Below are 19,795 nucleotides of genomic sequence, written 5' to 3' on the forward strand. Positions count from 1 at the left end.
ATCTCCAACTAACCTAAAAAACGAGCGTTATACGCGACGTTTTTTCGGCGGACGACAACCGTTATGAGGGATCGGAGTCACATCAGTAATATTCGTGATGCGGAAACCAGCGGCGTTCAGAGCGCGAACAGTAGATTCACGACCCGGACCCGGACCTTTAACCATAACTTCCAGATTCTTGATGCCGTATTCTTTTACGGCTTCAGCGCAACGCTCTGCTGCAACCTGAGCTGCGAACGGAGTGGATTTGCGAGAACCACGGAAACCGGAACCACCGGCTGTTGCCCAACCCAATGCGTTACCCTGACGATCAGTAATAGTAACGATGGTGTTGTTGAAAGAAGCATGGATATGAGCCACGCCGTCAGAGACTTGTTTTCTTACACGTTTACGTGCACGAACTGGTGCCTTTGCCATTATTCAATCACCCCGATTATTTCTTGATCGGTTTGCGCGGACCCTTACGGGTACGTGCGTTGGTCTTAGTACGCTGACCGCGCACTGGCAGACCACGACGATGACGCAAACCGCGATAGCAACCAAGATCCATCAGGCGCTTGATGCTCATGCTGATTTCACGGCGCAGATCACCTTCAACGACAAATTTGGCAACTTCGTCACGCAGCGTGTCGATTTGTTCTTCAGACAGCTCACTGATCTTAACATCTTCAGCGATACCCGCTGCAGCCAGAATGGCTTTGGAACGGGTCTTGCCGACGCCGTAGATCGAAGTTAATGCGATCACAGCATGTTTCTGATCAGGAATGTTAATGCCTGCTATACGGGCCACTATGCACTCCTACTATTTAATATGTACGCACCATGCTGAAAAGCCCGTTTTCAGGATACTCAAATGGAAACGTACAGACATACAAAAGATTGGCTGGCTAATCTAGCCAGCTCAACCCAACTTTGCAAGAAAAATATGCGAAATAATCAGCCTTGGCGCTGTTTATGCTTCGGCTCGGCACTGCAAATCACACGGATGACACCATCACGCTTAACGATTTTGCAGTTACGGCATAATTTCTTGACGGAAGCACGAACTTTCATTTTTACTCTCCGTAACTTCTCAGACGACCATTTAGCGGCCGTAGCCTTTCAGGTTCGCCTTCTTCAATGCAGACTCATACTGACTGGACATCATCAGAGTTTGCACTTGAGCCATAAAGTCCATAATCACGACAACAACGATAAGCAGTGAGGTCCCACCGAAGTAGAACGGTACTTTCATTGCATCACGCATGAACTCCGGGATCAGGCAGATAAAAGTAATATAAAGCGCACCAACCAAAGTCAGGCGAGTCATTACTTTATCGATATACTTCGCCGTTTGCTCTCCCGGACGAATTCCTGGTACAAATGCACCGGACTTCTTCAGGTTATCTGCTGTTTCACGCGGGTTGAAGACCAACGCCGTGTAGAAGAAACAGAAGAAGATGATCGCAGACGCATAGAGTAACACATAAAGTGGTTGCCCAGGCTGCAAATACAGCGAAATTGTTGTCAGCCAGTTCCAACCAGTACCGCCCCCGAACCATGACGCGATGGTTGCCGGGAACAGAATAATACTGGAAGCGAAGATAGCCGGGATAACCCCCGCCATATTCACTTTCAGCGGTAAATGTGTGCTCTGTGCAGCATAGACACGACGACCCTGCTGACGTTTAGCGTAGTTCACCACAATGCGGCGTTGACCACGTTCAACGAAGACAACAAAGAACGTCACTGCAAATACTAATACTGCAACCAACAGCAACAGGAGGAAGTGCAGGTCGCCTTGACGCGCTTGCTCGATAGTATGGGCGATGGCCGGCGGGAGACCCGCAACGATACCGGCGAAGATAATGATTGAGATACCGTTACCGATACCTCGTTCAGTAATCTGTTCGCCGAGCCACATCAGGAACATGGTCCCTGTGACCAGACTTACAACAGCGGTGAAATAGAATGCAAAGCCTGGGTTTAATACCAGGCCCTGCATACCAGGCATATTCGGAAGACCGGTAGCAATACCGATCGACTGGAATATTGCCAGCACCAGAGTGCCGTAACGGGTGTACTGGCTAATCTTACGACGTCCAGACTCCCCTTCTTTCTTCAACTCTGCCAGGGCCGGATGAACGACCGTCAGCAGCTGGATAATAATCGATGCCGAAATGTACGGCATAATACCCAGTGCGAAAATAGAAGCACGGCTGAGAGCACCACCAGAGAACATGTTGAACATTTCAATGATGGTGCCTCGCTGTTGCTCAAGCAGTTTGGCAAGTACAGCGGCATCAATACCAGGGATCGGAATAAAAGAGCCAATACGGAACACAATCAGCGCGCCGATTACAAACAGCAGTCTGCGTTTCAGCTCGCCAAATCCACCTTTGGCACTTTGAAAATCTAATCCCGGTTGCTTAGCCATCTGCTACTTATTCCTCAATTTTACCGCCAGCAGCTTCGATAGCAGCACGAGCACCTTTAGTAACACGCAGGCCACGAACAGTTACCGGAGTAGAAACTTCACCAGACAGGATCACTTTCGCGAACTCGATCTGGATGCCGATAATGTTAGCCGCTTTCAGCGTATTCAGGTCTACAACGCCGCCTTCAACTTTCGCCAGGTCAGACAGACGGATTTCCGCTGTAATCGCTGCTTTGCGAGAGGTGAAGCCGAACTTCGGCAGACGACGGTACAGTGGCATCTGGCCACCCTCGAAACCGCGACGTACGCCACCGCCAGAACGAGAGTTCTGACCTTTGTGACCACGACCACCGGTTTTGCCGAGGCCAGAACCGATACCACGACCCAGGCGTTTACCCGCCTTTTTAGAGCCTTCGGCCGGAGACAGAGTATTTAAACGCATCTCTTACTCCTCAACTTTAACCATGAAGTAAACCGCGTTGACCATACCACGAACAGCAGGAGTATCCTCGCGCTCAACGGTATGACCAATACGACGCAGACCCAGGCCAAGCAGCGTTGCCTTGTGTTTCGGCAGACGACCGATTGCACTGCGGGTTTGAGTGATTTTAATAGTCTTTGCCATGGTCAATTACCCCAGAATTTCTTCAACGGATTTACCACGCTTGGCAGCGACCATTTCTGGAGAATTCATATTTTCCAGGCCATCAATAGTTGCACGAACCACGTTGATCGGGTTGGTGGAACCATATGCTTTAGCCAGAACGTTATGAACTCCAGCAACTTCCAGAACGGCGCGCATTGCACCACCGGCGATGATACCGGTACCTTCGGAAGCTGGCTGCATGAATACACGAGAACCCGTGTGAACACCTTTAACTGGGTGTTGCAGGGTACCGTTGTTCAGCGCGACGTTAATCATATTGCGACGGGCTTTTTCCATCGCTTTCTGGATCGCTGCTGGAACTTCACGCGCTTTACCGTAACCAAAACCAACGCGACCGTTACCATCACCCACTACAGTCAGAGCTGTGAAGGAGAAAATACGACCACCTTTAACGGTTTTAGATACGCGGTTTACCGCGATCAGCTTTTCCTGCAGTTCGCCAGCCTGTTTTTCGATGTGAGCCATCTTACACCTCTACCTTAGAACTGAAGGCCAGCTTCACGGGCAGCATCTGCCAGTGCCTGGACACGACCATGATATTGGAACCCGGAACGGTCAAAGGAAACATTGCTGATGCCTTTTTCCAGAGCGCGTTCTGCAACAGCTTTACCTACAGCTGCAGCGGCGTCTTTGTTACCGGTATACTTCAATTGTTCTGAGATAGCTTTTTCTACAGTAGAAGCAGCTACCAGAACTTCAGAACCGTTCGGTGCAATTACCTGTGCGTAAATATGACGCGGGGTACGATGTACCACCAGGCGAGTTGCACCCAGCTCTTTGAGCTTGCGGCGTGCGCGGGTCGCACGACGGATACGAGCAGATTTCTTATCCATAGTGTTACCTTACTTCTTCTTAGCCTCTTTGGTACGCACGACTTCGTCGGCGTAACGAACACCCTTGCCTTTATAAGGCTCAGGACGACGGTAGGCGCGCAGATCTGCTGCAACCTGACCGATCAGCTGTTTATCAGCGCCTTTCAGCACGATTTCAGTCTGAGTCGGGCATTCTGCAGTGATTCCGGCCGGCAGCGGATGCTCAACAGGGTGTGAGAAGCCCAGAGACAGGCCTACTGCATTCCCTTTGATAGCTGCACGATAACCTACACCAACCAGCTGAAGCTTTTTAGTGAAGCCTTCGGTAACACCAACAACCATTGAGTTCAGCAGGGCACGCGCGGTACCAGCCTGAGCCCATCCATCCACGAAACCATCACGTGGACCGAAGGTCAGAGCGTTATCTGCATGTTTAACTTCAACAGCTTTGTTGAGGGTACGAGTCAGCTCGCCGTTTTTACCTTTGATCGTAATAACCTGACCGTCGATTTTGACATCAACGCCGGCAGGAATAACGACCGGTGCTTTAGCAACACGAGACATTCTTTCCTCCGATTAGGCTACGTAGCAGATAATTTCGCCACCAAGACCAGCCTGGCGCGCTGCACGATCAGTCATAACACCTTTAGAGGTAGAAACAACTGCGATACCAAGACCAGCCATTACTTTTGGCAGCTCATCTTTTTTCTTATAGATGCGCAGGCCTGGGCGGCTGACACGCTGAATGCTTTCTACAACAGCTTTACCCTGGAAATACTTGAGAGTAAGTTCCAGTTCCGGCTTGGTGTCGCCTTCAACTTTAAAATCTTCGATAAAACCTTCTTCCTTCAGCACGTTGGCAATTGCCACTTTCAGCTTGGCGGAAGGCATGGTGACCGCAACTTTGTTCGCGGCCTGACCGTTACGGATACGGGTCAGCATATCCGCGATCGGATCTTGCATGCTCATCTGTCTTTACTCCCGTGATTCAATTGGTAATTACCAGCTAGCCTTTTTCAAGCCTGGTACTTCACCGCGCATGGCGGCTTCACGCAGTTTGATACGGCTCAACCCAAACTTGCCCACATAACCATGTGGACGACCTGTTTGACGACAGCGGTTACGCTGACGAGACGGGCTGGAATCACGCGGCAGAGACTGCAGCTTGAGAACCGCATTCCAACGATCTTCGTCGGAAGCGTTCACATCAGAAATGATCGCTTTCAGTTCAGCGCGTTTAGCGAAGAATTTATCAGCTAAAGCTACGCGCTTTACTTCGCGTGCTTTCATTGATTGCTTAGCCATTCAGTAACCCTACCTTACTTGCGGAACGGGAAGTCAAAGGCAGCCAGCAGAGCACGGCCTTCTTCATCAGATTTCGCAGTAGTGGTAATGGTAATATCCAAACCACGCACGCGGTCGACTTTATCGTAGTCGATTTCTGGGAAGATGATCTGCTCACGGACACCCATGCTGTAGTTACCACGACCGTCGAAAGACTTAGCGGACAAGCCACGGAAGTCACGGATACGTGGAACAGCAATAGTGATCAGGCGCTCAAGGAACTCCCACATGCGTTCGCCACGCAGAGTTACTTTACAGCCGATCGGATAGCCCTGACGGATTTTGAAGCCTGCAACAGATTTGCGTGCTTTGGTGATCAGCGGTTTTTGACCGGAGATTGCTGTCAGGTCAGCTGCTGCGTTATCCAGCAGTTTCTTGTCAGCGATCGCTTCACCAACACCCATGTTCAGGGTGATCTTCTCGACCCGAGGGACTTGCATGACAGAATTGTAGCTAAACTCAGTCATGAGTTTGTTAACTACTTCGTCTTTGTAGTAATCATGCAGTTTCGCCATCGTACTACTCCAAATTACTTGATAGTTTCGCTGTTAGACTTGAAGAAACGGACTTTTTTGCCGTCTTCGAATCTAAAGCCTACACGGTCAGCCTTACCGGTAGCCGCATTGAAGATTGCAACGTTAGAAACCTGAATAGCAGCTTCTTTTTCAACGATGCCGCCTGGTTGGTTCAGGGCCGGAACCGGCTTCTGATGTTTCTTAACCAGGTTGATACCTTCAACGACGAGTTTGCCGGAAGACAGAACATTTTTTACTTTACCGCGTTTACCTTTATCTTTACCGGTTAACACGATAACTTCGTCATCACGACGGATTTTCGCTGCCATGATTCGCTCCTTAGAGTACTTCTGGTGCCAGAGAGATAATTTTCATGAACTTCTCAGTACGAAGTTCACGAGTTACCGGCCCAAAGATACGCGTGCCGATAGGCTGCTCGCTGTTATTGTTTAAAATAACGCATGCATTACCATCGAAGCGAATGACAGAACCGTCAGGGCGACGAACACCCTTCTTGGTGCGCACCACTACCGCCTTCAGCACATCACCTTTTTTGACCTTACCACGTGGAATTGCTTCCTTGATGGTGATCTTGATGATGTCGCCTACGCCTGCGTAGCGACGGTGCGAGCCACCCAGAACCTTGATACACATTACGCGACGTGCACCGGAGTTGTCGGCGACGTTCAGCATAGTCTGTTCTTGGATCATTTTAGTGCTCCGCTAATGTCAACTACTACCTGAGACTCTAAAATCAGAGCCGTTAAAAAGCCCCATATCGAGGGCGCGGCATTATAACACCGCTTCTGCAATATGGGTAGAAAAAATAAACGGCTCATTGCTGAGCCGTTTATTCGTATTGAGAATGCGTACTCTATTACAGAACCGCTTTCTCTACAACGCGAACCAGCGTCCAGGACTTAGTCTTGGACAGTGGACGGCATTCACGGATTTCAACCTTGTCGCCGATACCACATTCGTTGTTCTCGTCATGTACGTGCAGTTTGGTCGTACGCTTGATGAATTTACCGTAGATCGGGTGTTTCACAAAACGTTCGATAGCTACAACAATGGATTTCTCCATTTTATCGCTAACAACACGACCTTGCAGAGTACGGATTTTATCGGTCATTACGCACCCGCCTTCTGAGTCAGTAAAGTCTTAACGCGCGCAACATTGCGACGCACTTGCTTCAGCAGGTGAGTCTGTTGCAGCTGGCCACTTGCAGCCTGCATACGCAGGTTGAACTGCTCACGCAGCAGGTTCAGCAGCTCAGCGTTCAGCTCTTCAACGCTTTTTTCACGCAGCTCTTTTGCTTTCATTACATCACCGTCTTAGTTACAAAGGTGGTTTTGATAGGCAGTTTCGCTGCTGCCAGGCCGAAGGCTTCACGGGCCAGCTCTTCCGGAACACCGTCCATTTCATAAAGGACTTTGCCCGGTTGGATCAAGGCAACCCAGTACTCCACGTTACCTTTACCTTTACCCATACGAACTTCCAGTGGCTTCTCGGTGATCGGTTTGTCCGGGAATACACGGATCCAGATCTTACCTTGACGCTTAACTGCACGGGTCATTGCACGACGTGCTGCTTCGATCTGACGTGCAGTCAGACGACCACGGCCAACAGCTTTCAGACCGAAAGTGCCGAAGCTAACATCCGTACCCTGCGCCAGACCACGGTTGCGGCCTTTGTGCACTTTACGGAATTTTGTACGCTTTGGTTGTAACATCAGCGACGCTCCTTATTTACGGCCTTTACGCTGCTGCTTTTTAGGTTGAGCAGCCGGTTTTTCCGGTTGTTCAACAGCAGCCATACCACCCAGGATCTCACCTTTGAAGATCCATACCTTAACGCCGATTACACCGTAAGTGGTGTGCGCTTCAGAGGTGTTGTAGTCGATGTCAGCACGCAGAGTGTGCAGCGGTACGCGACCTTCGCGGTACCATTCGGTACGTGCGATTTCCGCGCCGCCCAGACGGCCGCTAACTTCAACTTTGATACCCTTAGCGCCCAGACGCATTGCGTTCTGTACAGCACGCTTCATAGCACGACGGAACATAACACGACGTTCCAGCTGAGAAGTGATGCTGTCAGCAACCAATTTAGCGTCCAGTTCAGGCTTACGAACTTCAGCGATATTGATCTGTGCAGGAACGCCAGCGATATCCGCTACGACCTTGCGCAGTTTTTCTACGTCTTCGCCTTTCTTACCGATAACGATACCAGGGCGAGCAGTGTGAATAGTCACACGGATGCTCTTAGCTGGACGCTCGATAACGATACGAGATACAGACGCTTTAGCCAGTTCCTTAGTCAGGTACTGACGTACTTTAAAATCGCTGTCCAGGTTGTCAGCGAATTCTTTGGTGTTCGCAAACCAGGTAGAGTTCCATGGTTTTACAATACCCAGGCGAATACCATTAGGATGTACTTTCTGACCCATTGCTAGTCTCCAGAGTCTCAGCGATCGGACACAACCACAGTAATGTGGCTGGTGCGCTTCAGGATGCGATCTGCACGACCTTTCGCACGCGGCATAATGCGCTTCATGCTTGGGCCTTCATCTACGAAAATTTTCGCGACTTTCAGATCGTCGATGTCAGCGCCATCGTTGTGTTCAGCGTTAGCAATGGCAGATTCCAGTACTTTCTTGACCAATACCGCAGCTTTCTTGTTGGTATAGGTCAGGATGTCCAGGGCCTGCGACACTTTCTTACCGCGAATCAGGTCAGCAACAAGGCGAACCTTCTGTGCAGAAGAACGAGCATGGCGATGTTGAGCTAAAGTTTCCATCTCTTCCTCCTACCTTATTTCTTCTTCGCTTTTTTATCAGCAGCGTGGCCGCGATAAGTACGAGTCGGTGCGAATTCACCCAGTTTGTGACCAACCATTTCGTCGGTAACAAAGACTGGAACGTGCTGACGACCATTATGGACAGCGATGGTCAAACCGATCATGTTAGGAAAGATCGTTGAACGACGGGACCAAGTGCGCAGGGGCTTCTTGTCTCCGCTTTCCACCGCTTTCTCTACCTTCTTCAGCAAGTGCAGGTCAATAAAAGGACCTTTCTTGAGAGAACGTGGCATGGCTTATCCTCTAAAATTATTTGCTACGGCGACGTACGATAAATTTATCAGTACGCTTGTTGCTGCGGGTCTTCTTACCTTTGGTCTGAACGCCCCACGGAGTTACCGGGTGCTTACCAAAGTTACGACCTTCACCACCACCATGTGGGTGATCGACTGGGTTCATCGCAGTACCGCGAACGGTAGGACGAACACCACGCCAGCGTGCAGCACCAGCTTTACCCAGAACGCGCAGCATATGCTCAGCATTGCCAACTTCGCCCAGAGTAGCGCGGCAGTCTGCTTCGACTTTACGCATTTCACCAGAACGCAGACGCAGGGTGACATAAGCACCGTCACGCGCAACGATCTGAACGTAAGTACCCGCGGAACGCGCCAGCTGACCGCCTTTACCTGGTTTCATTTCTACGTTATGAACGGTAGAACCAACCGGGATATTGCGCATCGGCAGGGTGTTGCCTGCTTTGATTGCAGCATCAACGCCAGACTGAATCTGGTCGCCAGCTTTCAGGCCTTTAGGGGCCAGGATGTAACGGCGTTCGCCATCTTTGTACAGAACCAGCGCGATGTTCGCGGAACGGTTCGGATCGTACTCAAGACGCTCAACAACTGCTGGGATACCGTCTTTGTTGCGTTTGAAGTCAACAATACGATAAGCCTGCTTGTGGCCACCACCGATGTGACGAGTGGTGATACGGCCATTGTTGTTACGACCACCGGATTTGCTGTTTTTTTCCAGCAACGGAGCAAAAGGTTTGCCCTTGTGCAGCTCAGGGTTAACCACTTTAACTACGTGGCGACGACCCGGAGATGTCGGTTTACATTTAACAACTGCCATTGTATTACTCCTCCGACTTACTCAGCGCCGCCAACGAAGTCCAGGTTCTGGCCTTCTTTCAGGGTGACGTAAGCTTTTTTCCAGTCGCTACGACGACCGATACGCTGTCCGTGACGTTTAACTTTCCCTTTAACTACCAGGGTGTTAACGACTTCGACTTCGACTTCAAACAGTTTCTGCACAGCAGCTTTGATCTCTGCTTTGGTCGCGTCTTTAGCAACTTTGAGAACGATGGTGTTTGTTTTTTCCATCGCAGTAGACGCTTTTTCAGAAACGTGCGGTGCGCGCAGCACCTTCAGCAGACGTTCTTCACGAATCATGCCAGCATCTCCTCAACTTGCTTAACAGCATCAGCAGTCATTACGACTTTGTCGAAGGCGATCAGGCTAACCGGGTCGATACCAGTCGCGTCGCGTACGTCAACCTTGTGCAGGTTACGCGCGGCCAGGAACAGGTTCTCGTCCAGCTCACCGGTGATGATCAGCACATCTTCCAGAGCCATGTCTTTCAGTTTCTGTGCCAGCAGCTTAGTTTTAGGCGCTTCAACAGAGAACTTCTCGACAACGATCAGACGATCCTGACGTACCAGTTCGGACAGGATGCTTTTCAGCGCGCCGCGGTACATCTTTTTGTTAACTTTTTGACTGTGGTCCTGTGGACGCGCAGCGAAGGTCACGCCACCTGAACGCCAGATCGGGCTCTTGATAGAACCTGAACGCGCACGGCCGGTACCTTTCTGGCGCCATGGCTTTTTGCCTGAACCAGTTACTTCAGCACGAGTCTTCTGAGCACGAGTACCCTGACGAGCACCAGCTGCATAAGCAACAACAACCTGGTGAACCAGCGCTTCGTTGAAATCACGACCGAAGGTAGTTTCGGAAACAGTCAGCGCGCTCTGCGCGTCTTTCAATACTAATTCCATTGCTATCCCCTTACGCCTTCACAGCTGGTTTAACGATCAGGTCGCTACCGGTTGCACCCGGGACCGCACCTTTAACCAGCAGCAGGTTGCGCTCAGCGTCAACACGTACTACGTCCAGGCTCTGAACGGTTACACGTTCGTTGCCCAGCTGACCTGCCATTTTCTTGCCTTTGAACACTTTGCCCGGAGTCTGGTTCTGACCGATAGAACCCGGAACGCGGTGAGACAAGGAGTTACCGTGAGTAGCGTCCTGGGTACGGAAGTTCCAGCGCTTAACGGTACCAGCAAAACCTTTACCTTTAGAGGTACCGGTTACGTCAACTTTTTTAACGTCAGCAAACAGCTCAACGCTAATGTCCTGACCTACGGTGAACTCTTCGCCTTCAGCAAGACGGAATTCCCACAGACCACGGCCAGCTTCTACGCCAGCTTTAGCGAAGTGACCCGCTTCTGGTTTGGTTACACGGTTAGCTTTTTTAGCACCAGTGGTCACCTGAACAGCGCGGTAGCCATCGTTAGCCAGATCTTTAACCTGGGTAACGCGGTTTGCTTCAACTTCGATTACGGTTACTGGGATTGAAACGCCATCTTCAGTGAAGATGCGGGTCATGCCCACTTTTTTACCGACTAAACCAATCATTGTATCAACCTCTCAATCGCTCGATGACCTGATTAACCCAGGCTGATCTGCACGTCTACACCGGCAGCCAGATCCAGACGCATCAGAGCATCAACGGTTTTCTCAGTTGGCTCAACGATGTCAACCAGACGCTTGTGAGTGCGGATCTCGTACTGATCACGCGCATCTTTGTTAACGTGCGGAGAGATCAGAACGGTAAAGCGCTCTTTGCGGGTCGGCAGCGGGATCGGACCACGGACTTGCGCACCAGTGCGCTTAGCAGTCTCGACGATTTCCGCGGTTGATTGATCGATCAGACGATGATCAAACGCTTTAAGGCGGATACGGATTCTTTGGTTCTGCATGAGACCAGAGCTCCAATTATTTTATAAACGAAAATGATTACTCCTCAAACCCATTACGATTGATGGGAGAGTGTAACCGTTCTTACGTAGCTCCCCAATTGGGAGCATTGTTGAGTAACAAAGTGAGCTACTCTGGTTCAGATTGAACCCGCCGTCAATTACGACAAGCCCGCGCATTATACGTAAATCAGCGAAAGACGCAAGTGCCGTTTAGAAATTAAGCGCCAAAGTCGTACTCTGCGTAAGGCCTCGCAATTTTTTATGCAAAGTATCCCTTCACAACTCTTTGTCTGAAGCCGCTGCGCAATTGGTGTTTTTACACATTGCCGGGCATGCTGATTATTACGAGTATGCGCTCAAACCATTTTGAGGCTCTCGCTATGCTAATGTCCCTCCCCTTTCTGCTGATCTATTTTGCGTTATCGGCCTTGCTTGTACGCACCGATATTCGCACGGGGCTGCTTCCCGATAAATTCCTTTGCCCGCTGCTATGGACGGGCCTGCTCTACCAGCTTTGTCTTCATCCTGATTTTTTGCCGAGCGCGGTACTGGGTGCGACCGCAGGATACGCCGGATTCGCCGTTATCTATTGGGGATATCGACTCATCTGCCGATGTGAAGGGATGGGGTATGGCGACATAAAATATCTGGCGGCGCTGGGAGCATGGCATGGCTGGTGTGTACTGCCAGTACTGGCATTAGTGGCCGCGTTAATGGCTCTGCTGTATCTGGTTGGTTTCTCGTTGTTCAACCCTGATAAGCAGGCATTAAAAAACCCACTGCCTTTTGGGCCATTTCTGGCGGCAGCGGGTTTATGCGTTGGCTGGGAAAGCCTGATTAACTTTCCACTTTGATCTGAGACTGAAGGTAGTTCTGTAGGCCAATTTTGCTAATGAGATCCAGTTCGGTCTCAAGCCAGTCGATGTGCCCTTCTTCATCGGCCAGGATCTGGATCATCATATCCCGGCTGACGTAGTCATGTACGCTGTCTGCATAGGCAATGGCTTCACGCAGGTCTTTTGCACCCTCCAGCTCTAGCCGGAGATCAGAACGCAGCATCTCTTCAACATCTTCTCCGATGCCCAGTTTTCCGAGATCCTGTAGGTTAGGAATGCCTTCGAGGAATAAAATACGCTCAATATATTTATCGGCGTGTTTCATTTCATCAATGGACTCATGGTATTCAACATCGTTGAGGCGAGTCAGTCCCCAGTTTTTGAACATTCTTGCATGGAGAAAATACTGATTGATTGCGACAAGCTCATTTCCCAATAATTTATTGAGATAACTTATGATTTTAACATCACCTTTCATTATATAGTCCCTCCGCTTCCACTCATTGAAGCGTAGATCGGGCTACGGGGATGTCAAAAAAAAGATGGAGGCTTACGCGATCTCTTTGAATTCCGGGATCTGCATCAGTTCGTCCTGCATGATCTCACGCGCTGCGCGAACGCATTTACCGCATTGATTTCCCACCGGAACAAACTTACGAAGCTGCTGGAAAGATTGTGGTTGAAACTGGCGAACGGCCTGACGAATTTTTTTGTCGCTTACACCATTACATAAACAAACGTACATAAAGACTCCCGTTCAAAATATGCGCAAAGTGTAAGTGAGAATGGTTATGATTACAATAGCACGGGCGTCGGAATACGTGGCGGGAGAAAGCAAAAAATGCGAATTTTTATGACAATGCCCAACGGCAGAAAACAAAAAAGGACGCCGAAGCGTCCTTTTTATTTCAGGGATAATTAATTAGCCCAGAACTTTAGCAACAACGCCCGCGCCAACGGTACGGCCGCCTTCACGGATTGCGAAACGCAGACCGTCATCCATCGCGATTGGGTGGATCAGAGTCACAACCATCTTGATGTTGTCGCCTGGCATTACCATCTCTACGCCTTCTGGCAGTTCGATGGTACCGGTCACGTCAGTTGTACGGAAGTAGAACTGTGGACGGTAGCCTTTGAAGAACGGAGTATGACGGCCGCCTTCGTCTTTGGACAGAATGTACACTTCAGATTCGAACTTGGTGTGTGGCTTGATTGAGCCTGGCTTCGCCAGAACCTGACCACGTTCGATTTCTTCACGCTTGATACCACGCAGCAGAACACCAACGTTCTCACCAGCACGGCCTTCGTCCAGCAGTTTGCGGAACATTTCAACGCCAGTACAGGTAGACTTCGCAGTCTCTTTGATACCAACGATTTCAACTTCTTCACCAACTTTGATGATACCGCGCTCTACACGACCGGTAACAACGGTACCACGACCGGAGATGGAGAATACGTCTTCGATTGGCAGCAGGAATGGCTTGTCAATCGCACGCTCTGGTTCTGGGATGTAAGAATCCAGGTAGCCAGCCAGTTCGATGATTTTCTCTTCCCACTCTGCTTCGCCTTCCAGCGCTTTCAGCGCGGAACCACGAACGATTGGAGTGTCGTCGCCTGGGAAATCGTACTGAGACAGCAGTTCACGAACTTCCATCTCTACCAGTTCCAGCAGCTCTTCGTCATCAACCATGTCGCATTTGTTCAGGAACACGATGATGAAAGGAACGCCTACCTGACGACCCAGCAGGATGTGCTCACGAGTCTGAGGCATAGGGCCGTCAGTCGCAGCAACAACCAGGATCGCGCCGTCCATCTGCGCAGCACCGGTGATCATGTTTTTAACATAGTCGGCGTGGCCTGGGCAGTCTACGTGTGCGTAGTGGCGAGTCGGGGTGTCATACTCAACGTGAGAGGTGTTGATGGTGATACCACGAGCTTTTTCTTCTGGTGCGTTATCGATCTGGTCGAAAGCACGAGCAGCACCGCCGTAGGTTTTAGCCAGTACGGTAGTGATTGCAGCAGTCAGGGTAGTTTTACCATGGTCAACGTGGCCGATAGTACCAACGTTGACGTGCGGTTTTGTACGTTCAAATTTTTCTTTAGACACGGCTATATTCCTTACTATAGTGCTCTCCCCTTCGGAGAGAGCACGGGACTTAGGTTTTAATCCTGTGGATTACTTACCACGGGCTTCGATAACGGCCTGAGCAACGTTGTTCGGCGCATCATCATACTTCAGGAATTCCATAGTGTATGATGCACGACCTTTGGTCAGAGAACGCAGCTGAGTTGCATATCCGAACATTTCAGACAGCGGAACTTCAGCGTGGATCTTAACGCCAGTTACTTCGGATTCCTGACCACGCAGCATACCGCGACGACGGCTCAAGTCACCGATAACGTCACCGGTGTTCTCTTCCGGAGTTTCTACTTCAACCTTCATGATTGGCTCAAGCAGAACTGGTTTTGCTTTCTTAAAGCCTTCTTTAAAGGCAATAGACGCAGCCAGTTTAAACGCCAGTTCAGAGGAGTCAACGTCGTGGTAAGAACCGAAGTGCAGACGAACACCCATGTCTACAACCGGGTAACCAGCCAGAGGACCAGCTTTCAGCTGCTCCTGAATGCCTTTATCAACGGCAGGGATGTATTCGCCAGGAATTACACCACCTTTGATGTCGTTGATGAACTCGTAACCTTTAGGGTTAGAGCCCGGCTCCAGTGGGTACATGTCGATCACAACGTGACCGTACTGACCGCGACCACCAGACTGCTTAGCGTGTTTACCTTCAACATCGGTAACTTTCGCGCGAATCGCTTCGCGGTAAGCAACCTGAGGTTTACCCACGTTCGCTTCAACGTTGAATTCACGCTTCATACGGTCAACGATGATGTCCAGGTGCAGTTCACCCATACCAGCGATGATGGTCTGGTTAGATTCTTCATCAGTCCATACGCGGAATGATGGGTCTTCTTTCGCCAGACGGCCCAGAGCCAGACCCATTTTTTCCTGGTCAGCTTTGGTTTTTGGTTCAACCGCGATGGAGATTACCGGCTCAGGGAATTCCATACGCTCCAGAATGATCGGGTGATCCGGGTCACACAGGGTGTCACCAGTAGTCACGTCTTTCAGACCGATAGCAGCAGCGATGTCGCCCGCACGAACTTCTTTGATCTCTTCACGTTTGTTAGCGTGCATCTGTACGATACGGCCAAAACGTTCACGCGCCGATTTCACGGAGTTCAGGATGGTGTCACCGGAGTTAACCACACCAGAGTAAACGCGGAAGAAGGTCAGGTTACCCACGAATGGGTCGGTAGCAATTTTGAACGCCAGCGCAGAGAACGGCTCGTCATCACTTGCGTGACGCTCAGCCGGAGTATCTTTACCGTCGTCCAGGATGCCGTTGATCGCAGGAACGTCAACCGGGGATGGCAGGTAGTCAACTACCGCATCCAGCATTGCCTGAACACCTTTGTTCTTGAACGCAGAACCACAGGTTACCAGGATGATTTCGTTGTTCAGAACACGCTGACGCAGAGCAGATTTGATCTCTTGCTCAGTCAGTTCTTCACCACCCAGGTATTTCTCCATCAGCTCTTCAGAAGCTTCTGCTGCGGATTCGATCAGGTTCTGGTGCCATTCGTCAGCCAGGTCCTGCATCTCTGCCGGGATATCTTCGTATTCGAAGGTAACGCCCGCATCTGCTTCGTTCCAGTTGATGGCTTTCATTTTCACCAGGTCGATAACACCGGTGAAGCCTTCTTCAGCACCAATTGCCAGCTGAAGCGGAACAGGGTTCGCGCCCAGACGGGTTTTGATCTGGCCAACAACTTTCAGGAAGTTAGCACCCATACGGTCCATTTTGTTAACGAACGCGATGCGTGGAACTTTATATTTGTTAGCCTGACGCCATACGGTTTCAGACTGTGGCTGAACACCACCAACTGCGCAATAAACCATTACCGCGCCGTCAAGAACACGCATGGAACGTTCTACTTCGATGGTGAAGTCAACGTGCCCTGGGGTGTCGATGATGTTTACGCGATGCGGTTCGTACTGCTTAGCCATACCTGACCAGAAAGCAGTAGTCGCTGCGGAGGTGATAGTAATACCACGCTCCTGCTCCTGTTCCATCCAGTCCATGGTGGCTGCGCCGTCATGAACTTCACCGATTTTATGGTTTACACCGGTGTAGAACAGAATACGTTCGGTAGTAGTGGTTTTACCGGCGTCGATGTGCGCACTGATACCGATGTTACGGTAGCGTGCGATGGGTGTTGTACGAGCCATTTGATTCCTCGTTTATATCTTTAGGCGTTCAGTTAAGTTACCCAGAGCGGGCGGCTTCTCTGAAGCGCCCGCCTGGTGACTACGACTCCGAAGGGATTACCAACGGTAGTGTGCGAACGCCTTGTTGGCTTCTGCCATACGGTGAACGTCTTCACGTTTCTTAACTGCAGTACCTTTGTTTTCTGCAGCATCAGAAAGTTCGTTCGCCAGACGCAGAGCCATGGATTTATCACCGCGTTTACGAGCAGCTTCAACGATCCAACGCATTGCCAGAGCATTACGACGAACCGGACGAACTTCAACTGGAACCTGATAAGTAGAACCACCAACGCGGCGAGACTTAACTTCTACAGTCGGGCGCACGTTGTCGAGAGCGACTTCGAAAGCTTCCAGTTCATTTTTACCAGAACGCTGAGCCAGGGTCTCCAGCGCGCTGTATACGATTGCTTCTGCAGTAGATTTTTTACCATCTACCATCAGGATATTTACAAATTTTGCCAGCAGTTCTGATCCGAATTTCGGATCTGGAAGAATTTTACGCTGACCAATGACGCGACGACGTGGCATGGGATTACTCCGTTGTTAATTCAGGATTGTCCAAAACTCTACGAGTTTAGTTTGACATTAAGATAAATCAGTTTGGCCTTACTTAACGGAGAACCATTAAGCCTTAGGACGCTTCACGCCGTACTTGGAGCGAGCCTGCTTACGGTCTTTAACACCTGAGCAGTCCAGCGCACCACGAACGGTGTGGTAACGAACACCCGGAAGGTCTTTAACACGACCGCCACGGATCAGGATCACGGAGTGCTCCTGAAGGTTGTGACCTTCACCACCGATGTAGGAAGTCACTTCGAAACCGTTAGTCAAACGCACACGGCATACTTTACGCAGTGCGGAGTTTGGTTTTTTAGGAGTGGTGGTATATACACGAGTACATACGCCACGTTTCTGCGGGCAGGCTTCCAGCGCAGGCACGTTGCTTTTTGCAACTTTGCGTGCACGTGGTTTGCGTACCAGCTGGTTAACTGTTGCCATTAAATAGCTCCTGGTTTTAGCTTTTGCTTCGTAAACACGTAATAAAACGACCTCATACAATATGAGGACGCGAAATTTTAGGGCTACGTCGAAAAGGTGTCAAGAAATATACAGCGATCTCAAATCACCAGTTCATTTGACTGGCGTGCGTCACAGTAAGATTGACGAAATCAGTATAGCCAACCACGTCAATTTTGGCTGAAATTTGACCAGAAAGACCCCGCGCATCCAGATCCTCTTTAAGCGCAGAGACTGTTATGGGGGCATTAGCGAGGATTTCAACAAAACGGCTGCCATCAAGCGCCGCGAGCACGCCATCCTGAATCAGCAGCAGATCATCGCCTTCGCGCAGCATGCTCAGTAACGTGTCGATATCGCATTGCCACGGTGAACGGCTCAGGGTATGGAGCATGATAGCCTCAGAAAGTCAGAACGGTATCGTAGTGAGAAAGTTGTTCGCGCAGCGCAGAAGATGTCAGGATCGTCACGTCCAGCACGAACGGTATTTTCTCATTTAACCCACGAGCGGCCAGCGAGTCGGCGCACACATAGAAGGTTTCAATGTCATAGAGCGGCAGAACTTTAAAGGTCGCAATGTAGTCGCGCGCAAGAATGGCCTGCGGTTGTTGGCCTGCCAGAAGCTGGAATACGCCATCGCCTAAAAAGAAGACGCCAATATCTTCGGTTAAAGCCGAGGTCGCGAGCAATGCATCCAGCCCTTCCCGGCCTGAAGCGCTGCCATGCGGGGCAGAAGTAAAAACAAACGCTACGCGCTTCATCAAAATTGCACCACTCTGTCGCAGGTCAACGCCGCCTGTGCTAATGCGCCTAATCCGCTGAGCGAAAAGCCCGGTTGCAGGTTAGCCCCTGCCAGACCAGGGCGTTCGGCTTCAGTCGCATCCGTCACGCCGCGACGCAGTGCCGCCGCGACGCAGATATGCAGGTCGACGCCCTGCGTTTCGTTTAATTTTTGCCAGGCGCGCACAAGGTCAAACTCATCGCTCGCCGGGGACGTAAACTGGTTCGCGTTATAGACCCCTTCACGATAGAAGAAGACGCTTGCCAGTTCATGACCGGCATCAAGCAGCGCATGGGCAAACTGTAGCGCGCTGCTGGCCTGCTGGGTACCGTACGCCGGGCCCGTCACCATTAACGCAAAACGCATTACTTGTCTTGCCCCAGGAAGTCGCCGCTTTTGAACTGGCGAATATAGAGGTAAACCGTGTGTTTGGAGATATTCAGGCGATCGGCCACCTGGTTGATGGCATCTTTGATATCAAAAATCCCTTTCTCATAGAGGTTCAGGACGATCTGACGATTCTTGGCGTTGTTGGATACGTTGCGATCGGCATTCACCTCTTCAATGGTGAACTCCAGCGTCTGTGTCACGAGATCCTCAACAGAAGAGGCAAAGTTCACCGATGAGCCCACGTCCGGCGTTTCTGGCGGAATGAAAGTGCTCATGATTTGCGAGAATGGCACATCAAGGTTCATGTTGATGCACAGCAGACCGATCACCCGGTGTTCGCGGTTTCGAATCGCGATAGTTTCTGATTTCATCAGCACGCCGCTTTTGGCGCGGGTGAAATAGCATTTTGAGACGCTGCTGTCCGCGCCGGTCATGTCATGCAACATACGCAATGCAAGGTCGGTGATTGGCGAACCAATTTTACGGCCAGTGTGCTCACCATTCGCAATGCGGATAGCGGAACACTTAAGATCTTGCAGGGAATGCAATACGATTTCGCAGTGGGAACCAATGAGCATCGCTAACCCGTCCACTACCGCTTCGTAGGATTTCAGAATATCGAAGTCGGTCTGGTCAAATGGACGTTGATCCAGCAAATCAAGTTCACTGGTTTCGTTGGTTAAAAGCGACCTAGACATGAAAAAAACACTCCTTTTCAGGAGCCTGTCGTTAGGTTTTCAGGGCAGGCTCATTATCTACACGGACAACTAAATTAATACAGCGTGTATAACGCTTTCCAGTGTTAATTATATCTGCCCCACAATAAAAAAACCGCCGCCTGTAAAGGCGGCGG

Annotated in this window: 36 protein-coding genes; 1 reads left to right on the forward strand and 35 read right to left on the reverse strand. The window is 50.4% G+C overall.

Annotated features, from left to right (window positions below; genetic code table 11):
- Positions 1-27: 27 nt before the first annotated feature.
- From rpsK to rpsJ, 25 genes are all read right to left on the reverse strand, one after another.
- On the reverse strand, positions 28-417 hold the full coding sequence (gene rpsK / locus L350_RS0122655) for a 30S ribosomal protein S11 (protein ID WP_003863312.1): 390 nt from the start codon (positions 415-417) through the stop codon (positions 28-30).
- Positions 418-433: 16 nt separating this feature from the next.
- Entirely contained in the window at positions 434-790 is a 357-nt protein-coding gene (gene rpsM, locus L350_RS02875; protein ID WP_003863308.1) for a 30S ribosomal protein S13, read from the reverse strand.
- A gap of 146 nt (positions 791-936) precedes the next feature.
- Positions 937-1,053 carry a 50S ribosomal protein L36 gene (gene rpmJ, locus L350_RS0122660; RefSeq protein ID WP_000868187.1) on the reverse strand — a complete coding sequence of 39 codons (117 nt, stop codon included), beginning with the start codon at positions 1,051-1,053 and terminating at the stop codon, positions 937-939.
- A 31-nt stretch (positions 1,054-1,084) separates the two neighbouring features.
- A complete protein-coding gene (gene secY / locus L350_RS02870; protein WP_003863305.1) occupies positions 1,085-2,416 on the reverse strand; it encodes a preprotein translocase subunit SecY in 1,332 nt (443 codons plus the stop codon).
- 7 nt (positions 2,417-2,423) lie between these two features.
- Positions 2,424-2,858 (reverse strand): 50S ribosomal protein L15, encoded by a 435-nt coding sequence (gene rplO / locus L350_RS02865; RefSeq protein WP_014885468.1) that lies wholly within the window; start codon positions 2,856-2,858, stop codon positions 2,424-2,426.
- Positions 2,859-2,861: 3 nt separating this feature from the next.
- Positions 2,862-3,041, reverse strand: coding sequence for a 50S ribosomal protein L30 (gene rpmD, locus L350_RS02860; RefSeq protein WP_003863301.1), 180 nt, complete (start codon positions 3,039-3,041; stop codon positions 2,862-2,864).
- Positions 3,042-3,047: 6 nt separating this feature from the next.
- The gene (rpsE, locus tag L350_RS02855) at positions 3,048-3,548 is read right to left on the reverse strand and encodes a 30S ribosomal protein S5 (protein ID WP_003863299.1); all 501 of its coding nucleotides are present in this window, start codon (positions 3,546-3,548) and stop codon (positions 3,048-3,050) included.
- A 14-nt stretch (positions 3,549-3,562) separates the two neighbouring features.
- Positions 3,563-3,916, reverse strand: coding sequence for a 50S ribosomal protein L18 (rplR, locus tag L350_RS02850; protein WP_003863297.1), 354 nt, complete (start codon positions 3,914-3,916; stop codon positions 3,563-3,565).
- A gap of 9 nt (positions 3,917-3,925) precedes the next feature.
- On the reverse strand, positions 3,926-4,459 hold the full coding sequence (gene rplF, locus L350_RS02845; protein WP_003863296.1) for a 50S ribosomal protein L6: 534 nt from the start codon (positions 4,457-4,459) through the stop codon (positions 3,926-3,928).
- Between the two features lie 12 nt (positions 4,460-4,471).
- On the reverse strand, positions 4,472-4,864 hold the full coding sequence (gene rpsH, locus L350_RS02840) for a 30S ribosomal protein S8 (RefSeq protein ID WP_006178918.1): 393 nt from the start codon (positions 4,862-4,864) through the stop codon (positions 4,472-4,474).
- A 30-nt stretch (positions 4,865-4,894) separates the two neighbouring features.
- Positions 4,895-5,200, reverse strand: coding sequence for a 30S ribosomal protein S14 (gene rpsN, locus L350_RS02835; RefSeq protein WP_003863291.1), 306 nt, complete (start codon positions 5,198-5,200; stop codon positions 4,895-4,897).
- 14 nt (positions 5,201-5,214) lie between these two features.
- Positions 5,215-5,754 (reverse strand): 50S ribosomal protein L5, encoded by a 540-nt coding sequence (gene rplE, locus L350_RS02830; RefSeq protein ID WP_022649589.1) that lies wholly within the window; start codon positions 5,752-5,754, stop codon positions 5,215-5,217.
- Between the two features lie 14 nt (positions 5,755-5,768).
- Entirely contained in the window at positions 5,769-6,083 is a 315-nt protein-coding gene (gene rplX, locus L350_RS02825; protein ID WP_003863287.1) for a 50S ribosomal protein L24, read from the reverse strand.
- Positions 6,084-6,093: 10 nt separating this feature from the next.
- The gene (gene rplN / locus L350_RS02820; RefSeq protein ID WP_002919748.1) at positions 6,094-6,465 is read right to left on the reverse strand and encodes a 50S ribosomal protein L14; all 372 of its coding nucleotides are present in this window, start codon (positions 6,463-6,465) and stop codon (positions 6,094-6,096) included.
- Positions 6,466-6,631: 166 nt separating this feature from the next.
- Complete coding sequence (gene rpsQ, locus L350_RS02815) at positions 6,632-6,886, reverse strand: 30S ribosomal protein S17 (protein ID WP_002438707.1); 255 nt, start codon at positions 6,884-6,886, stop codon at positions 6,632-6,634.
- Positions 6,886-7,077: a 50S ribosomal protein L29 gene (gene rpmC, locus L350_RS02810; protein WP_003863282.1), complete on the reverse strand. Its 192-nt coding sequence runs from the start codon at positions 7,075-7,077 to the stop codon at positions 6,886-6,888. Before rpmC ends, rpsQ begins: the two co-directional genes overlap by 1 nt.
- Positions 7,077-7,487, reverse strand: coding sequence for a 50S ribosomal protein L16 (gene rplP, locus L350_RS02805; protein ID WP_002919759.1), 411 nt, complete (start codon positions 7,485-7,487; stop codon positions 7,077-7,079). The genes rpmC and rplP overlap by 1 nt, the downstream gene beginning before the upstream one ends.
- A gap of 12 nt (positions 7,488-7,499) precedes the next feature.
- The gene (gene rpsC, locus L350_RS02800; RefSeq protein ID WP_000529945.1) at positions 7,500-8,201 is read right to left on the reverse strand and encodes a 30S ribosomal protein S3; all 702 of its coding nucleotides are present in this window, start codon (positions 8,199-8,201) and stop codon (positions 7,500-7,502) included.
- Between the two features lie 17 nt (positions 8,202-8,218).
- On the reverse strand, positions 8,219-8,551 hold the full coding sequence (gene rplV, locus L350_RS02795) for a 50S ribosomal protein L22 (protein WP_002919773.1): 333 nt from the start codon (positions 8,549-8,551) through the stop codon (positions 8,219-8,221).
- A gap of 14 nt (positions 8,552-8,565) precedes the next feature.
- Positions 8,566-8,844, reverse strand: a complete 279-nt coding sequence (rpsS, locus tag L350_RS02790; RefSeq protein WP_001138117.1) for a 30S ribosomal protein S19 — start codon at positions 8,842-8,844, stop codon at positions 8,566-8,568.
- 16 nt (positions 8,845-8,860) lie between these two features.
- Positions 8,861-9,682: a 50S ribosomal protein L2 gene (gene rplB / locus L350_RS02785; protein ID WP_000301859.1), complete on the reverse strand. Its 822-nt coding sequence runs from the start codon at positions 9,680-9,682 to the stop codon at positions 8,861-8,863.
- Positions 9,683-9,699: 17 nt separating this feature from the next.
- Positions 9,700-10,002 carry a 50S ribosomal protein L23 gene (rplW, locus tag L350_RS02780; RefSeq protein ID WP_000617546.1) on the reverse strand — a complete coding sequence of 101 codons (303 nt, stop codon included), beginning with the start codon at positions 10,000-10,002 and terminating at the stop codon, positions 9,700-9,702.
- The gene (gene rplD, locus L350_RS02775; RefSeq protein WP_000424395.1) at positions 9,999-10,604 is read right to left on the reverse strand and encodes a 50S ribosomal protein L4; all 606 of its coding nucleotides are present in this window, start codon (positions 10,602-10,604) and stop codon (positions 9,999-10,001) included. Before rplD ends, rplW begins: the two co-directional genes overlap by 4 nt.
- Positions 10,605-10,614: 10 nt before the next feature.
- On the reverse strand, positions 10,615-11,244 hold the full coding sequence (gene rplC, locus L350_RS02770; RefSeq protein WP_006178923.1) for a 50S ribosomal protein L3: 630 nt from the start codon (positions 11,242-11,244) through the stop codon (positions 10,615-10,617).
- A 32-nt stretch (positions 11,245-11,276) separates the two neighbouring features.
- A complete protein-coding gene (gene rpsJ / locus L350_RS02765) occupies positions 11,277-11,588 on the reverse strand; it encodes a 30S ribosomal protein S10 (RefSeq protein WP_001181005.1) in 312 nt (103 codons plus the stop codon).
- 380 nt (positions 11,589-11,968) lie between these two features.
- Between rpsJ and L350_RS02760 the strand changes: the two genes are divergently transcribed.
- Positions 11,969-12,442: a prepilin peptidase gene (locus L350_RS02760; RefSeq protein ID WP_023298758.1), complete on the forward strand. Its 474-nt coding sequence runs from the start codon at positions 11,969-11,971 to the stop codon at positions 12,440-12,442.
- Here the strand turns inward: L350_RS02760 and bfr are convergent.
- The 10 genes from bfr to L350_RS02710 all read right to left on the reverse strand — a co-directional run bounded on the left by bfr (position 12,426) and on the right by L350_RS02710 (position 19,640).
- Entirely contained in the window at positions 12,426-12,902 is a 477-nt protein-coding gene (gene bfr, locus L350_RS02755; RefSeq protein ID WP_003863270.1) for a bacterioferritin, read from the reverse strand. The two genes, L350_RS02760 and bfr, sit on opposite strands and share 17 nt — an antisense overlap.
- A gap of 72 nt (positions 12,903-12,974) precedes the next feature.
- A complete protein-coding gene (bfd, locus tag L350_RS02750) occupies positions 12,975-13,169 on the reverse strand; it encodes a bacterioferritin-associated ferredoxin (RefSeq protein WP_003863268.1) in 195 nt (64 codons plus the stop codon).
- Positions 13,170-13,346: 177 nt separating this feature from the next.
- Positions 13,347-14,531 carry an elongation factor Tu gene (gene tuf / locus L350_RS02745; protein ID WP_017693880.1) on the reverse strand — a complete coding sequence of 395 codons (1,185 nt, stop codon included), beginning with the start codon at positions 14,529-14,531 and terminating at the stop codon, positions 13,347-13,349.
- Positions 14,532-14,600: 69 nt separating this feature from the next.
- A complete protein-coding gene (gene fusA / locus L350_RS02740; protein ID WP_022649591.1) occupies positions 14,601-16,715 on the reverse strand; it encodes an elongation factor G in 2,115 nt (704 codons plus the stop codon).
- 96 nt (positions 16,716-16,811) lie between these two features.
- Entirely contained in the window at positions 16,812-17,282 is a 471-nt protein-coding gene (gene rpsG, locus L350_RS02735) for a 30S ribosomal protein S7 (protein WP_003861706.1), read from the reverse strand.
- 96 nt (positions 17,283-17,378) lie between these two features.
- On the reverse strand, positions 17,379-17,753 hold the full coding sequence (gene rpsL, locus L350_RS02730; RefSeq protein WP_000246815.1) for a 30S ribosomal protein S12: 375 nt from the start codon (positions 17,751-17,753) through the stop codon (positions 17,379-17,381).
- 124 nt (positions 17,754-17,877) lie between these two features.
- A complete protein-coding gene (gene tusB, locus L350_RS02725) occupies positions 17,878-18,165 on the reverse strand; it encodes a sulfurtransferase complex subunit TusB (RefSeq protein ID WP_022649592.1) in 288 nt (95 codons plus the stop codon).
- 7 nt (positions 18,166-18,172) lie between these two features.
- Entirely contained in the window at positions 18,173-18,532 is a 360-nt protein-coding gene (tusC, locus tag L350_RS02720; protein WP_023298759.1) for a sulfurtransferase complex subunit TusC, read from the reverse strand.
- Positions 18,532-18,918: a sulfurtransferase complex subunit TusD gene (gene tusD, locus L350_RS02715; protein WP_032626765.1), complete on the reverse strand. Its 387-nt coding sequence runs from the start codon at positions 18,916-18,918 to the stop codon at positions 18,532-18,534. The genes tusC and tusD overlap by 1 nt, the downstream gene beginning before the upstream one ends.
- Positions 18,918-19,640, reverse strand: coding sequence for a helix-turn-helix transcriptional regulator (locus tag L350_RS02710; protein WP_003861697.1), 723 nt, complete (start codon positions 19,638-19,640; stop codon positions 18,918-18,920). The genes tusD and L350_RS02710 overlap by 1 nt, the downstream gene beginning before the upstream one ends.
- Positions 19,641-19,795 lie beyond the last annotated feature (155 nt).

The organism is Enterobacter sp. MGH 4 (genome assembly GCF_000534735.1).
Taxonomy (GTDB): domain Bacteria; phylum Pseudomonadota; class Gammaproteobacteria; order Enterobacterales; family Enterobacteriaceae; genus Enterobacter; species Enterobacter intestinihominis.